The 14,391-nt window shown below is 67.5% G+C and carries 14 protein-coding genes; 8 read left to right on the plus strand and 6 right to left on the minus strand.

Translation table 11 applies throughout. From position 1 onward, the window contains the following. Window positions 1-6: 6 nt before the first annotated feature. A complete protein-coding gene (locus NA10_RS31880) occupies window positions 7-1,185 on the plus strand; it encodes a hypothetical protein (protein ID WP_067574417.1) in 1,179 nt (392 codons plus the stop codon). Here the strand turns inward: NA10_RS31880 and NA10_RS39000 are convergent. Further along, a complete protein-coding gene (locus tag NA10_RS39000; protein ID WP_245678115.1) occupies window positions 1,154-1,573 on the minus strand; it encodes a hypothetical protein in 420 nt (139 codons plus the stop codon). The two genes, NA10_RS31880 and NA10_RS39000, sit on opposite strands and share 32 nt — an antisense overlap. Between NA10_RS39000 and NA10_RS31890 the strand changes: the two genes are divergently transcribed. The 4 genes from NA10_RS31890 (at window position 1,566) to NA10_RS31905 (ending at window position 6,680) form a co-directional block, all read left to right on the plus strand. After that, on the plus strand, window positions 1,566-3,602 hold the full coding sequence (locus NA10_RS31890) for a serine/threonine-protein kinase (RefSeq protein WP_067574419.1): 2,037 nt from the start codon (window positions 1,566-1,568) through the stop codon (window positions 3,600-3,602). The genes NA10_RS39000 and NA10_RS31890 overlap by 8 nt on opposite strands. Then, complete coding sequence (locus NA10_RS31895; protein WP_245678109.1) at window positions 3,599-4,717, plus strand: PP2C family protein-serine/threonine phosphatase; 1,119 nt, start codon at window positions 3,599-3,601, stop codon at window positions 4,715-4,717. The genes NA10_RS31890 and NA10_RS31895 overlap by 4 nt, the downstream gene beginning before the upstream one ends. After that, window positions 4,714-6,006, plus strand: a complete 1,293-nt coding sequence (locus NA10_RS31900; RefSeq protein WP_067574420.1) for a vWA domain-containing protein — start codon at window positions 4,714-4,716, stop codon at window positions 6,004-6,006. Before NA10_RS31895 ends, NA10_RS31900 begins: the two co-directional genes overlap by 4 nt. A gap of 215 nt (window positions 6,007-6,221) precedes the next feature. Beyond that, window positions 6,222-6,680, plus strand: coding sequence for an FHA domain-containing protein (locus NA10_RS31905; protein WP_245678110.1), 459 nt, complete (start codon window positions 6,222-6,224; stop codon window positions 6,678-6,680). 255 nt (window positions 6,681-6,935) lie between these two features. Here the strand turns inward: NA10_RS31905 and NA10_RS31910 are convergent, their stop codons facing one another. The 3 genes from NA10_RS31910 to NA10_RS31920 form a co-directional block, all read right to left on the minus strand. Beyond that, complete coding sequence (locus NA10_RS31910; protein WP_067574422.1) at window positions 6,936-7,772, minus strand: SAM-dependent methyltransferase; 837 nt, start codon at window positions 7,770-7,772, stop codon at window positions 6,936-6,938. A gap of 588 nt (window positions 7,773-8,360) precedes the next feature. Further along, window positions 8,361-9,095 (minus strand): GNAT family N-acetyltransferase, encoded by a 735-nt coding sequence (locus NA10_RS31915; protein WP_067574423.1) that lies wholly within the window; start codon window positions 9,093-9,095, stop codon window positions 8,361-8,363. 88 nt (window positions 9,096-9,183) lie between these two features. Beyond that, complete coding sequence (locus tag NA10_RS31920) at window positions 9,184-10,008, minus strand: serine protease (protein ID WP_067574424.1); 825 nt, start codon at window positions 10,006-10,008, stop codon at window positions 9,184-9,186. A gap of 29 nt (window positions 10,009-10,037) precedes the next feature. Between NA10_RS31920 and NA10_RS37815 the strand changes: the two genes are divergently transcribed. From NA10_RS37815 to NA10_RS31930, 3 genes are all read left to right on the plus strand, one after another. Further along, window positions 10,038-10,337, plus strand: a complete 300-nt coding sequence (locus NA10_RS37815) for a hypothetical protein (protein ID WP_169812681.1) — start codon at window positions 10,038-10,040, stop codon at window positions 10,335-10,337. Between the two features lie 383 nt (window positions 10,338-10,720). Beyond that, window positions 10,721-11,722 (plus strand): phosphatidylinositol-specific phospholipase C, encoded by a 1,002-nt coding sequence (locus tag NA10_RS31925; RefSeq protein WP_169812682.1) that lies wholly within the window; start codon window positions 10,721-10,723, stop codon window positions 11,720-11,722. Between the two features lie 8 nt (window positions 11,723-11,730). Further along, complete coding sequence (locus NA10_RS31930; RefSeq protein WP_067574426.1) at window positions 11,731-12,162, plus strand: MarR family winged helix-turn-helix transcriptional regulator; 432 nt, start codon at window positions 11,731-11,733, stop codon at window positions 12,160-12,162. 24 nt (window positions 12,163-12,186) lie between these two features. Here NA10_RS31930 and NA10_RS39300 read toward each other — a convergent pair whose 3' ends face one another. Continuing rightward, on the minus strand, window positions 12,187-12,318 hold the full coding sequence (locus NA10_RS39300) for a hypothetical protein (RefSeq protein ID WP_281180280.1): 132 nt from the start codon (window positions 12,316-12,318) through the stop codon (window positions 12,187-12,189). 294 nt (window positions 12,319-12,612) lie between these two features. Next, on the minus strand, window positions 12,613-14,391 hold a 1,779-nt coding region (locus NA10_RS31935; RefSeq protein ID WP_084515599.1), incomplete at its 5' end, for a glycoside hydrolase family 3 protein.

A 14,391-nucleotide genomic window follows, 5' to 3' on the forward strand; every position in this document is an offset into this window, starting at 1 on the left:
GCGGCCATGTCCGAGAACCCCCATATCCTCTCGGTCGCCGAGATCGACCGCGAGATCGCCGAGCGCGAACGGGAAATCGACGCCATTGCCGCGACGCTGTACGACCTCGACAAGCATCCCGGATTGATTCTGCTGCGCCGATTCCCCCCGACCGGTGTCACCGAAACGCGCTGGGCGCCCGCGCGTGCGGCGATGGATCTGCTCTGGGAGGATTTCGGCCGACTACGCACGCTGCTGGAGCAGGCGCATACGGTGCGAATGCGGCGCAGGCTCGAGGCGCTCGATCGGGAAGAGTTGACCGGATTACTGCGCGGACAGCCGATGGAGGTGGCGCGCACCGCGATTCCACTGGCGCAGCGGTCATTGATCGGGCCGGGTGAGGTGATCGTGCGGGTGGGGTTCGCGGATTTGGTGGCGCGGATGCGCGAGGGGTTTCCGCGCATTGTCGAGGTGCTCGATGCGGTGGACGCGGTGAACGGCCGGGTGATGTCCGAAATAGCGCCGCTGCGTAGCGAACTCGATCGGATCGGCACGGGATTACCCGAATTGCGGGCGCTCTCCGACGATCTCGACGCGCTGTCCACACGGGTGGCCGGGGATCCGCTCTCGCTGCCGGTCGCCGAAATCGACCGGCGGATAGCCGAACTCGGTGCGCGAATGCGCGAGGCGGCGAGCCTGCGCGCCGAATTGGCGGCTATCGTCGCCGATTGGGACGGGGCTGTCTCGCGTATTCGAACCCAGGTGGAGACATTGCGCAAAACCTATGAACGCACCCATTTGGCGCGAATTGCGGTGGAGCGCACCATACTCACCGGCCAACTGCCCGAACATGCGGACGACAGTGCGGTTTTCGGCTCCGAACTGACGGCGCTGGACGCCACTCCCCCGGATCCGTCCGCGCTATGGGATCTGCGCCGCCGGCTGACCGCGGCCCTGGTCGCGGCGGCGGAAGCCGAACAACTGGTCCAGGGGCTGCTGGATCGCCGCGCCGAATTGCGCGGCAGACTCTCCGCCTACCGAGCCAAGGCCGCCCGCCTCGGCGTCAGCGAGGATCGAGAAGTATTGGCCTCCAGCCGGATCGCGGCGGGCCTGCTCACCCGCAAACCCTGTGACCTGGCGGCCGTCACCCGCGCCATTACCGACTATCGGCAGCTCATCGCCCAGAAAACGGGGAGACGACCGTGACCTGCACCGAACCGGGCTGCACCGGAACAATCGAAGACGGGTACTGCACTGTCTGCGGCACCGCGCCCTCGGCCGCCGCGACGGTGAATTCGGGACCCACCGCCTCGGCGGGCCCATCCCCCGGCGGCGCATCGCCGACCACCTGCGCCGAACCGGGTTGCGGCGGAACCATTTCCGACGGGTACTGCGAAGTGTGCGGCACCGCGCCGTCGCCGGTGTCGGCGACCGGTGGCGGCCACCCGGCCTCATTCGCGGGGAGTGTGGCGACCAGTCGGGGGTCCGGGATCACCGGGGCGTTCACCACCGGTGGCACGCGCAGCAGTATTCGGACCGGGCGCACCGGGTCGTCCGGGGCCACCCGCGGGCGGCTCGGGGCGGGGATGGTCAAGGTGCCGCCGGTCGCGCCGATCGATCCGTCCGCGGCGGTGATGGCCGATCCGGTGGTGCCGGAGAGTCAGCGGTTCTGCGGTAAATGCGATCGGCCGGTGGGGCGCAGTCGCGGTGATCAGCCGGGGCGCAGTGAGGGCTTCTGCGGGCACTGCCGGACCCGATTCTCGTTCACGCCCAAGCTGGTTCGCGGCGATGTGGTCGGCGGCCAGTACGAGGTGCTGGGACCGCTGGCGCACGGCGGTCTGGGCTGGATCTACCTGGCGCTCGATCACAAGGTGAACGGCCGCCCGGTGGTGCTCAAGGGTCTGCTCAATACCGGTGACGCCGATGCCATGCGCGCCGCGGTGGCCGAGCGGCGCTTCCTGGCGCAGGTCGATCACCCGAATATCGTGCGCATCTACAACTTCGCCGAGGATATCGGCCCCGACGGCGAGCCGGTCGGCTACATCGTCATGGAGTATGTGGGCGGCACCTCGCTCAAGCAGATTCTGCGGCGGCGGCGCGATGCCGACGGGGTGTGGCTGCCGCCCGCGCAGGCCATCGCGTACATTCTCGAGGCACTGCCCGCGCTCGGCTATCTGCACTCGCGTGGGCTGGCCTACTGTGATTTCAAGCCGGACAATGTGATGCAGACCGAGGAGCAGCTCAAGCTCATCGATCTCGGCGCGGTCATCGCCATGAACGACGAGCACAGCGCCATCTACGGCACGCCCGGCTATCAGGCCCCGGAGGTCGCCGAGACCGGTCCCACCGTGGCCTCGGAGATTTACACCGTCGGCCGGACCTTGGCGGTGCTGCTGCTCAAGGTTCCGCAGGAGCACGGCCGGCTCGGTCCGCTGCCCGGTCCGGAGTCCGAGCCGGTGCTGGCTCGGCATCCCTCGCTGTACCGATTCCTGGTGCGCGCAACGCATCTCGATCCGATGGAGCGGTTCAGCGGCACCGACGAGATGGCCGATCAGCTCACCGGCGTGCTGCGCGAGGTGCTCGCCGCCGAGGACGGACTGCCCCGCCCGGGCCTGTCCACCCGTTTCGGTCCCCCGCGCGGGGTATTCGGGGTCGGCGACACCCTGCCGGACGATCCGGTGAAAATCATTGCGGCGCTTCCCGTTCCACTGGTCGACCCGAACGACAGCGGAGCGGCGCTGCTGGCGAGCCTGGGCGCGGGGACGCCGCAGGAGTTGGAACGCGAGATCACCGCGGGGCTGCGCTCGGTGGTCACCGGTAAGGACGAGTCGGCGGAGATCCCGCTGCGCCTGATCCGCGCGGCGCTCGAATACGGCGACGCGCCCGACGCGCTGCGCCGTATCGAGGAGATGGAGCAGAACCTCGGCGGCGATTGGCAATTGAGCTGGTTCCGCGCACAAGCCCGGCTGCTGCAACGGGATTGGGGTTCGGCCGCGGCCGAATTCGACGCCCTCTATACCGCGCTGCCCGGTGAGGCCGCCCCGAAACTGGCGCTCGCGGTGACGGCGGAATTGTCGGCGCGCACCGGATCCGAACCTGACCGGGAGCCCGCGCTGCGCGAGGCGACCCGCTACTACGAGGTCGTCTGGGGCACCGATCACTCCTACACCAGCGCCGCGTTCGGCCTGGCCCGGCTGCGCCGCTCGGCCCGCGATCGCGAGGGCGCGATCACGGTGCTGGACCAGGTCGATCCCGCTTCGGCGGTATACACCGAAGCCGGTGTGGCGGCGGTGGATACGCTGCTGAGCGTGGATCGTCAGGGCGAGCTCACCGAACACCTGCTGCGCGATGCGGGGCGGCGCATCGAACGGCTCACCCTGGACTCCAAACGCCGGTCCGCCCAGGCCCGGCTACGCGTACTCGATGCGGCGCTGTTCTGGCTGCGCCTTGGCCGCGTACCCGCCGATCACTCGCCGCTGCTGGGGGTGACACTCGACTTACAGGGGGTGCGTACCGGTTTGGAACGCTGCTATCGCGATCTCGCGCATGAGACAGATGACTGGTGGGAGCGTATCGCCCTGGTGGAGCAGGCCAATGCCGTTCGCCCGAGGACTACGCTGTGACCGCCCGGTGCCCGGCCTGCGGCACCTTCGCCGCGGAGAGCGACCGCTTCTGCGAGGAGTGCGGACGTCAGCTCGGCGTCCAGCGCATCGCCCTGCCGCCCACCTCCGCACCGGCGGTGGCCAGCGACAACACCCGCCCCACCAGTCTGGCGCGGGCGGCCTCCGGCACCGTGGCGCGGTACAGCGGGACCACGCTCTCACATGAATCGGAGGATCCGCCCGCCTGTGACGGTTGCGGCGGAACGCATTTCGACGGTGACGGCTTCTGTGTGGTCTGCGGACAGCGCGGGCGCGAACACGATCGCTTCGAGGCGGATCTTGGTGCGGCCGTGCTGGTCACCGATCGCGGAAACGTGCACGCGCACAATGAGGACGCCGTCGCCGCGGCGGTACTGGAGAGCGCGAATCCGGGTACGCCGCCCGCACTGGTGATCTCGGTCTGCGATGGGGTGTCCACCTCCGAGGATCCGCAGGCCGCCTCCGGCGCCGCGGTGCGCACCGGCGTCGACTCCGCGCTGACGGCGCTGGCCGCCGCGCGCCCCGCCGAGGAGGCCGTCATGGCCGGGCTGGCCGCCGCCGCCCAGGCGGTGCGCGATATCGGCACACCGGACGGGCGCTCGCCCTCCTGCACCTATGTGGGCGCGATCGTGCAGTTCGACGACGCCGGGGGCGCACGCCTGACGGTCGCGAATGTCGGTGACAGCCGGGCGTATTGGTTGCAGGCTCGGGAGGGTTCGCAGCGGCTCACCGTCGACGATTCGCTCGCCCAGGCCATGGTGGAGACCGGTGCCATGGACGAGGAAGCCGCCATGGACACCCCGCACGCGCACGTGCTGACCCGCTGGCTGGGTGCGGACAGCGAGAAGCAGTCGTGGTCCGACAATTGCGTGCAGACCCTGCACGTGCGCGCGCCCGGGGTGCTGCTGATCTGCTCCGACGGGCTGTGGAACTACCTGCCCGATGCGCTGGGTCTTGCCGAGATCGCCTTGGCCACAGCGCCTTTGGATGCGGCCAAGGCGCTGGTGGACTATGCGCTACAGGCGGGCGGCAAGGACAATATCACCGTCGCGCTGATACCCGTTCCGTTCTCCGAGCTAATAGGAGAAGCACTGTGAGTTCCCCTGAAACCAAGGGTATTTCGGTCGCCGTCGACCAGAATCCCTATCTCGCCGAGGGTGTGCGCACCATCGACGCCATCGTCTCGGTGGAGACCACCGAGGAGTTGGCGGTCGCCGTGCCCGCGCAGGAGCGCGTGGAGATCCTGATCATCGACTGTTCGGGATCCATGGGCGGTGGTGACAAGTTCGGCGGGGCCCGGCGCGCCACCCTCGCGGCCCTGGACGTGATTCCGGACGGCACCCGCTTCGCCATTGTCGAGGGCACCGACAAGGCCGAGGTCGTCTACCCGCGCGATGGCGCGACGGCCGTCGCGGACAAGCGATCTCGCGCCGATGCCCGCCGCGCGCTGGACAAGCTGCACCCGAACGGCGGCACCGCCATGGGCACCTGGCTGGGCCTGTCCCGGCTCATCGCCCAGCGACATCCGGGTGCGATGGTGCACGCCATCCTGCTCACCGACGGCCGCAACGAACATGAGAAGCCCGAACAGTTGGCGGCGGAGATCAAAGCCTCCGAACGGCTGTTCACCTGTGATTGCCGCGGCGTCGGAACCGATTGGGAGCCCGACGAATTGCGCGCCATCGCGAGCGCGCTGCACGGCACCGTGGATATCGTGAAGACCCCCGATCTGCTCGCCGCCGACTTCGCCGCGATGATGCAGACCTCGCTGGCCAAGGTGATTCCGGAGTTGACGCTGCGGGTGTGGACACCGGTCGGCGCGACCGTGCGTTTCGTCAAACTGGTCGATCCGGTCATCGAGGATCTCACCGCACGCCGCACCGCCACCGCGGCCCAGATCGGCGAATACCCGCTCGGCGCCTGGGGTGCGGAGGAGCGCGGGTATCACGTGCAGATCGAGGTGGAGCCCGCGCCGCCGGGGCGCGAAAAGCTCGCCGCCCGAATCAGTGTCGTTGCCGAGGGCGAGGTGCTGGGGCAGGGTCTGGTGAAGGCGGTCTGGACCACCGACACCGATCTGTCGGCACGCATCAGCCGCCGGGTCGCGCACTACACCGGCCAGGCCGAACTGGCCCAGATGGTGCAGGAGGGGCTCGCCGCCCGCAAACAGGGTGACCTCGATACCGCCACCGCCAAGTTGCAGCGGGCGGTTCAGCTGGCCCAGGAATCCGGTAACGAGAACACCGCGAAACTGCTGAAAGCCGTTGTCGAGGTGGATGATCGGACCGGCACCGTACGGCTGCGCTCGCGCGTCGACGCCGCCGATGAGATGGCGCTGGACGTCCGCTCCAGCAAGACCGCCCGAGTCCGCAAGGAAGCAGGTTCCTGATGGCCCTGTGCCCCGAAGGCCACACCTCGGCATCGACCGATTACTGCGATACCTGCGGCTCCCCCATGGGCGCTCCGGGTGCCGGAACCCCTAATCCCCCAGAGGGAGTGGCCCAGTGCCCCGCCTGCGGAGCACTCATCGACGGTCGCTTCTGCGAAGACTGCGGGCACGACTCGGCGCTGCCGGTCCCGCCGCAGCACGTTTCGGCTCTCACGGTGGTAAACCCGGACGCGACCCTGGTGAACGCCGGATCGGCTGCGCCCGTGGAGATCTGGGTCGCCACGGTCACGGCCGACGCCAACCACTACCACCGGATGATCGCCCAGAAGGGCCCCGACGCCGATCGAGTCGACTTCCCCGACTACTACCCCGCTCGCCGAATCCCCCTGCACGGCACCGACATCCTCATCGGCAAACACAGCGCCTCCCAGGGCCTGCACCCCGAGATCGACCTGGCCATAGCGCCCGCCGACATCGCCGTCTCCCGCTCGCACGCCATCCTGCACCTGAACGGCGCGGCACTCACCGTCACGGACCTGGGCTCCACCAACGGCACCTGCCTCAACGGCAGCGACACCCCCATCCCCGCCAAACAACCCGTCCCCCTGCAACCCGGCGATCGCATCCACGTCGGCGGCTGGACCACCATCACCCTCTCCAGGGAACCCGCCTGACCGCCCGCGCGACGCCACACGGGTGATCACCAGGAACTGATGTCTCCCGCGTCCCGGGTCGACGCCGCCATCAGTGCCCAATGATCACCACATCGCCGGTGACACCCGGTTCATCCGCTATCCCATCCCGTAATCCCCTCGACGTGCATGTCATGGCGCAGGCATTCGCCGAGAAGGTACCTGCGCCATGACATTCATGTCGCCGACAACGGATTGGTCGCGGCGCGGAATGCTCTGGAGTGGAGCCGTCGGGGGCTAGGGCTTGCGGCCGACGCCGCCGACTATGCAGTGGCGGACCGCGCTGAGCATGCGCAGGCGCGGGCCGTCCTGCCACCAGTCGTCGCACAGCACCAGACCGGGTTCGATCATCTCCAGATCGCCGAACATGGCCTGGATTTCGGCGCGGGTGCGGAAGCGGCCGCTGCCCATCGGGCTATGGATGAACTTGTCCTCCATATTCGCGGCCAGTTGACTGAGTTCGGGCTCCTCCGGATCCTGCGGATCGAAGAAGTGCGAGATCGCCACGAACGATCCGGACGGCAGCGCGTCGACATAGGTCTGCATCAGCTCGGCCGAATCCTCGCCGAGGTAGTGGTGCAGCGTCCCCACCTGCAGCAGCGCCAGCGGGCGGGTGAAATCCAGTTGCTTCCGCACCGATTCGTTCTCGAGCACCTGCTGCGGCTGGAAGATATCGCAGGTGGCGATGGTGGCCTTATCGTTCTCGACCAACAGCGCCCGGCCGTGCGCGAGCACCATCGGATCGTTGTCCACGTACACCACGCGCGCATCCGGATTCACCCGCTGCACCACCTGATGCGTGTTCTCGGCCGTCGGCAGTCCCGACCCCAGATCCAGGAACTGGTCGATCCCGGCATTGCGAACCAGGAAGCGGCACACCCGAATCAGGAAATCCCGATTCGCCCACGCCAGATCGCTGGCCTGCGGCGCCACCGACCGCACCCGCGCGAGCACCTCCCGATCAACCTCGAAGTTGTCCTTTCCATTGAGAAACGCGTCATAAACCCGCGCGATACTGGCACGGGTGGTGTCCACCCCGACGGGCACCGAACTCGGGTAGTCGGGCTGGGACATCGGCAACTCCTCAGTAGTGGTGTGTCCAGATTGCCCCTAGTATGCGACACCAACGCGGCGAACATCGCGCGAATACGTTGATCTCCAATAACTTTGGACGGGCCGGACGACGCCGACCCATCGTCTCCCCCAAGGCTGTCTGCGACGGCCACGACTGAATCGAGGTCGGTAGGTAGGCACCGAGCACCCCCGACGCAGGCTTGTCCAGTTCGCTCGGTGCTGCTCATCGCCCTGTGCGGGCCGGGAGTCGCGGCCGCATTGGCGCACGCCACGCCGAGAGCACGCGCCGGAGGGCATCCCGAAGGAAGCGGCCGCGACCCTGATACGACACAGCGATCACGCACCGCGCGAGCTTGTGGATACGGCCGCTCCCATCGGCACCGGGATCGGCGGGAAAGCAGCGCTGCTGAACGTCGCCCTGGACGAGTTGTCCGAATTGGGACGGTCTGCGGAGGATCGACCCGGCGGGGATGACGAGTTGGGGACCCGATGGACGAGAATCGATGATCGCCACCGAACCACCCCGGTCCCTGCCCCCGGTCCGCATACTGCGGGCGAGTCGCTGAACGCCCAATCGGCCCACGGCCCTCACGCATAACGATCGACATGACCGACGGTGACGAACCCGAGCCGCCGGTAGATCTGTTCGCCATCGGGCGACGCGGTGAGTACGACGCGATCGGCACCGGATTCGCGCGCCAGCGCCAGGGCTCGCTCGGTGAGCGCGGTACCGATCCCCCGTCCGCGCTGATCGGCCCGCGTAACGATGTGCTCGATCGCCGCACCCGCGGAACTGGTCACGACGGCAGCGCAGCCGAGCACCTCGCCGCGCTCCCGCCACACCAGATAGCGAGTCGATCCCAGCGCCAACCCCTGACACAGGCCCGCCACCAACGCATCCGGAGTCGCGGTGCCCGACCACAGGGTCGCCCACTCGGCAACCCCGGTCTCGTCTGTGACCTCCTCGATCAGCGGCAGTGCGCGGCGGTGCACCTCACCGGCGTCCGCGAACACCATCAGCGGTTCGGTCTCGAACACCGCGAGACCATGTTCGGCCAGCAGCCCCGGAATCTCCGGCGAATCGATCCCCCGCCAGAAATGCCAAGCCACAGGACAACCACCGAACAGATCCCGCAATCGCCCGATCTCCAGCGCAAGCCCGCCCCCGAGCCGCAACACCGCATTCAGCTCATCACTGGGCGCGCCAGTCCGAAACCAGCACGACGCTTCATCGCTTCCCACCTCATACGCCCGCACCAAATGGGTTGCGACATAGGTGGTCACCGCGTCGACATACCGTTTCCGATCGCGCGGTGAAGTCATTGCTCCCCCTGCGCATCGGGGCGAGTTCGAGATCGGGGACCGTCGACAAGTCTGATGATCTTCACGCTCTCCGACGTTAGTCGCCGTCTCACGCCCTGTTCGTGTTGATCCAGGAGTAGACGGAGTGGACGCTGGTGTACACGTCCGGGTATCCCACCGCGCACGGCCTGCCCCACGAAATAATGCCCGCCAGTTGACCATTGGCAATGAATGGGCCGCCGCTGTCGCCCATGCACGGCCCGATGTCGCGGGCGGCGAAGGTGCACAGGTGGTTGTCGGTGATCTTTTCCGAGCCGTAGATCTCCCGGCATTTGTTGCCATCGATCACCGAGACCTCGGCTTTCAACAGCTCCTGCGAGACCGCTTTATCGGCGCCGGTCTGTCCCCATCCGGCAATCATTCCGCGCGTGCCGGGGACCGGTCTGTCGGTGGCCAAGGGGACGGGCTGCACGTATCGACCGAACTCGATCGGACTGTCCAGAATCAGCACGGCGACATCGTTCATAATGGGTTTGGGCGAGTATGCCGGATGAAGTCTGACCGATTGCACCGTATGCCTGGAGCCGCCGCTTATCGAGAGCGATCCGGTGTACACGTAGATCTGAATATTGTTGTCGTACACGCAATGACCCGCCGTCACGATGGTGCGCGAGTCGAGGATCGATCCCCCGCAGAAATGAAAGTTCCGCGAGTCCCGCAAACTCACCACATACGGGGCCTCCCCGGGTGATACCCGGGTGCCGCCGACCACCGCCCCGTTCGCCACCGACGGATCCCCGGCATCCGCACCGAGCTCCGCCACACCGGGGTGGCCGGGCTGCGGCACGGCGGGTTGCGCACCGGCGGCACCCGCCGACCCGGCGGTCATGAGAACGAATACACCGACGGCGACCGAGAAAACGATCCGCTTCATCGCAAGGCCCTTCTCGCAGGTAACAACCCGTGAACCCGATCGAGGACCTATCGAGCGTAGAAGCGCGCACGGCCACCGCCGCGCACCCTGGCTCACGCGGCGATTCGCATACCGGAGCCGCCGCGACGACCGACCGGACGTCAGCCGGTGATATCCCGGCCGATCAACCGCCGGGCGATGACCTATTTCAGACGTCGATCTCCGCAGGAGTCGGCCAGCAGCGCTCGACCGGCGCATCGACGCCGTCGCGGATATACCCGAGGTACCGCGCGCCTTCTTCTGACGTCACCACCATCGTCGAACGCGAACTCGCCGACCGATATCAGTGACCCACAATCATTTCCGATCTTGTCGGGTGATGCACCAGAACAGCGTCTTCACATCGTCTCCTCGGATCGGCGCACCCGGTAGCGGAGGTACGTGACATCGCGGTCCTCGAGCCGCCGAACGAGTTCGAGTTCGAGTTCGATCGTCCCCGAGACAGCCGTATCGGATTGCGCGTTCCGGCCTCCGACTTTGCCTCAGAAGGCAGCGATGATGCCCGGCTTTCCGGTCACCAAGAGCAAAGACGCCGGCCGACACCCGAACTCATCGCTCACCGGGCGGCCCGCACATCTCGGCGATGCCAAATCGGCATCCGACCGGTTCGGTGCGGAGGGAATTCGGCGAAACGGGGGATCTTGGTCTTTTGTCCAGGTTAGGCTCCCGGCCGATGAGACTGAGTAGGCGAGAATTTGTTCGTACGGCTGTCGCCGCGGTGGCCGGTACCGCGGTGGCGGGGTCGGCGGGGCAGGCGGGGGCGGGGGTTGCGCCGCAGGGGTGGATGGGGGCGCTGCCGGACGGCACTTCGCTACTGCGACTGACGATTCCGGGGACGCATGATTCGGGGTGTACCGATCCGGGCAATGGTACGGAGTGGTCGCATACGCAGAACTGGTCGATCGGGGAGCAGTTCCAGCGTGGGATCCGCTTCCTCGATATGCGCTGTAATGGGTTGCAGGACCATATGAGTGACTCGTTCGGGATCTATCACACCGCCGCGTACCAGGGACTGACCTTCGACAATGTGCTCGACACCTGCCGGGACTTCCTGGCGCGCAACCCCGGTGAGGTCATCGTCATGCGGGTGAAGAAGGAGAACGGGACCAAGAACGATGTCGGCGGCGACTTCGAGCGGATCTTCAACGGGTACTTGGATATCAAGGGGTATCGGTCGCTGTTCTGGATCGGCGATCGGATCCCCGCACTCGGCGAGGCGCGCGGGCGGATCGTGCTGATCGCCCAGTTCGCCAATCAGCTGCCCGCATTGCAGTGGCCGGTCGGCGATAACGGCGTGTTCACCAATGATCGCTTCTACCTCCAGGATCGGTACAGGGGCAATGGCCTGCTGGGCCTGGACTCCGGATCCGGTTCGGGATCGGGCGGTTCTGGATCGTCGGGCACCGGATCCTCTGGCGGGGACAAGTATTCGTATGTCCGCGACTGCCTCGACAAGGCGGCCGCGGATACGAACAACTCGCTGATGTACATCAACTTCACCAGCTACTCCGACAATGCCTGGCCCAAGGACAATGCCGCGGCCATCATGCCGAAGGTGGAGGGCTACCTCACCGAGCATCGTGCGCAGCCCGCCCACTTCGGCATGGTCCCGATGGATTTCCCGGACCGGTACCCGAACGTGCTGAACCTATTGCTGGAGAAGAACTTTCTCTGAGTCATCCATTGCGCCCGCCACATGCCGGGCGCGCGCTGACCTTCGCGGTCCGCAAGGTCCGGTTGACCATGCGCGCGGCAATCGGCGAGGAGCTCGAGGCTTTCGGACTCTCCACCTCGCAGTACGCGACGCTGATGATGATGACCGAACAGCACCCGGGCATGTCGATCGCCGATATCGCGCGCGAGGTGGCGAGCACCCGGCAGGCCGCCAATGAAATGGTCGCCGGACTCGAACAGGCGGGGCTCGTCGAACGGCAACCGCACCCCACCGATCGGCGCACGCATCAGATTCGGATCACCGAGGCGGGGCGAAAGACGTTGGCGGAGGCCAAACTCGTCGTCGCCCGGCGAGAGGCCGAACTGGAGGCCGCCTTCACCCCCGCGCAGGGGCTGGCGATTCGCGAATGGCTCGCGGGGATAGTCGATGCCTGCCGCTGATCACTCCCTTCTGGGCCGAGCGGTTCAGCGCACCGACCGAATCGGCGCGACGGCGAGCGCGCCCAATACCGAGAGCAGGCCGCCGAAGAGGAAGAGCGGGGTGTAGCCGCCGAGGCGCACCACCGCCGAGGCGACGAACGGCCCCAGACTGATCACGCAGCGGCGCGGGCTTTTTCGCGGGCATGCGCCACTCCCGCGCGCCGGTGGTGAAGAGCACTGCCGCACCGGCCACCAGCGCGCCCAGGGCGAGATAGCCGGTGCGGTAGTGCTCCGACAGCGCCCGCAGCGGTTCCCCCCGCCCCACCATCCCGACACACCACCCCGTCATCCCGGCGCGCTTTCGGCCGAGATCCACACCGGATGTGCTTCAGCGGGTTTCGTGGATCTCGGCCGAAAATGTGGCCGGATGACGAGGGGATGCGTCACCGGGATGACGGGGCTATGGGGGAATCAGCTGATTTCGGCGGTGAGCGGGAGTGCGGATACCGACGTACCGATGTGCAGGGTGAACGTGCCTGGTTCGGTGGCCCAGCCCTGGTCGGTCCAGTGTTCGAAGGAGCGCTGGGGCAATTCGAGTGTGGCGGTGACGGTTTCCCCCGCACCGGCCTCGACCGCCGTGAACGCAGAGAGCCAGCGGACCGGGCGGTCGATGGCGGTGTCCTCACGGGACAGATAGCCTTGGATCACCTGGCGGCCCGCACGGTCGCCGATATTGCGGACGGTGACGGTGGCGGTGCGGCCGGTCACGGTGAGGTCCGCGAGCTCCCAGGTGGTGTAGCCGAGGCCGTGGCCGAAGGGATAGGCCGGGGCCACACCGGATTTCAGCCAGGCGCGGTAGCCGATGTGAATACCCTCGGTGTAGGGCAGGGCATTGTCGGCGGTGGGTTTGGTGTCCAGCACCGGGACATCGGCCATCACCCTGGGCCAGGTGGTGGGCAGGCGGCCGCCGGGTTCGGCCGCGCCGGTGAGCACATCGGCGAGCGCGCCGCCGAATTCCTGGCCGGGGAACCACGAGAGCAGTACCGCGGCAACATCATCGCGCCACGGCATCTCCACCGGGGAACCGGCATTGACCACCACGATGGTGCGCGGGTTGACCGCGGCCACGGCGGCGACCAGTTCGTTCTGACGGCCCGGCAGGGACAGGTCCTTGCGGTCGAAACCCTCGGATTCGATCTGCTCGGTGGTGCCGACCACGACCACCGCGACCTCCGAGGTGCGCGCCAATTCCACCGCGGCGGCGAACTCCTCCTCGGCGACGCGGCGCGGGCGGCCGATGCCGAAGGTGACACCCATGGCGGGCAGCCCCTGTGCGAGCGCGGGGGCGAGCTCGATCAGGACATCGACCTCATCGCCCTCGGCGAGGGTGCGGGTGGCCCAGCGCTGCGGCGGATTCAGCAGCATCTCGACGGGATCGCCGCCCTCGGGGAAGACGGTCTCGGTGAGTACGGTCTCGCCATCCAGCTCCAGGCGCAGCGTGCCGACACCGGCGAAGCCGATGCGCCACTCCCCCGCCACATCGGCGCGCAGCCGCCCGCGCACCTGGAAGGACTTGGCGGCCATGGCATCCGGATTGCCGAACAACATGAGCGTGCCGGAGGTGCGATGCTCGGCCCGCAGCACCTTGTCACCGTCGAGGTAGCGCAGATCCACACCCTCGGTACCGGTTTCGGGATCGGTGACCAGGCTCAACGGCACCGGGATCATATTCTCGTTCAGGTGCACGCCCGGGGTGTACACGACCGGCAGCACCTCGCTCAATCCCTCGAGCGGTGAAGTCGTATGTCCCGGAACGACTGTCGCGCTGCCACCGCCGCCGAAGCGGGGTTCTGCCGCCGCCGCGCCCAGCACCGCGACCCGGGCGGGCGCGGCCAGCGGCAGCACACCGTCATTGGCGGCGAGCACCATCGCCTTGGCGGCGGCGGCGCGCACCAGCTGCCGCGCGGTCGCATCGGTGAAGGCCGGCGGCTGCTGCGGAGTTCCGTTCAGCGCACCGACGCGCTGCGCGAACCGTAGTATGCGACGGACTTTTTCGTCGATGGCGGCCTCGGGCACCTCACCCTTGCGCACCGCCTCGGCCAGCGGCGCACCCCACAGTTCCCACGGACCCGGCATGGCCAGATCGGTGCCCTTGGCCGCACCGGCGGTGGAGCGCACCGCGGTCCAGTCCGACACCACCACGCCGTCGAATCCCCACTCGCCCTTCAAAGGCTCGTCCAGCAGCGGGTT

The organism is Nocardia acidivorans NBRC 108247 (assembly GCF_001625085.1).
Classification (GTDB): domain Bacteria; phylum Actinomycetota; class Actinomycetes; order Mycobacteriales; family Mycobacteriaceae; genus Nocardia; species Nocardia acidivorans.

Bases quoted from the DNA above. Each gene is read 5' to 3' on its own strand.
- NA10_RS31880 (WP_067574417.1), top strand. From the start codon at position 7: ATGTCCGAGAACCCCCATATCCTCTCGGTCGCCGAGATCGACCGCGAG.
- NA10_RS31890 (WP_067574419.1), top strand. From the start codon at position 1,566: ATGGTCAAGGTGCCGCCGGTCGCGCCGATCGATCCGTCCGCGGCGGTG.
- NA10_RS31910 (WP_067574422.1), bottom strand. From the start codon at position 7,772: ATGTCCCAGCCCGACTACCCGAGTTCGGTGCCCGTCGGGGTGGACACC.
- NA10_RS31915 (WP_067574423.1), bottom strand. From the start codon at position 9,095: ATGACTTCACCGCGCGATCGGAAACGGTATGTCGACGCGGTGACCACC.
- NA10_RS31920 (WP_067574424.1), bottom strand. From the start codon at position 10,008: ATGAAGCGGATCGTTTTCTCGGTCGCCGTCGGTGTATTCGTTCTCATG.
- NA10_RS31925 (WP_169812682.1), top strand. From the start codon at position 10,721: ATGAGACTGAGTAGGCGAGAATTTGTTCGTACGGCTGTCGCCGCGGTG.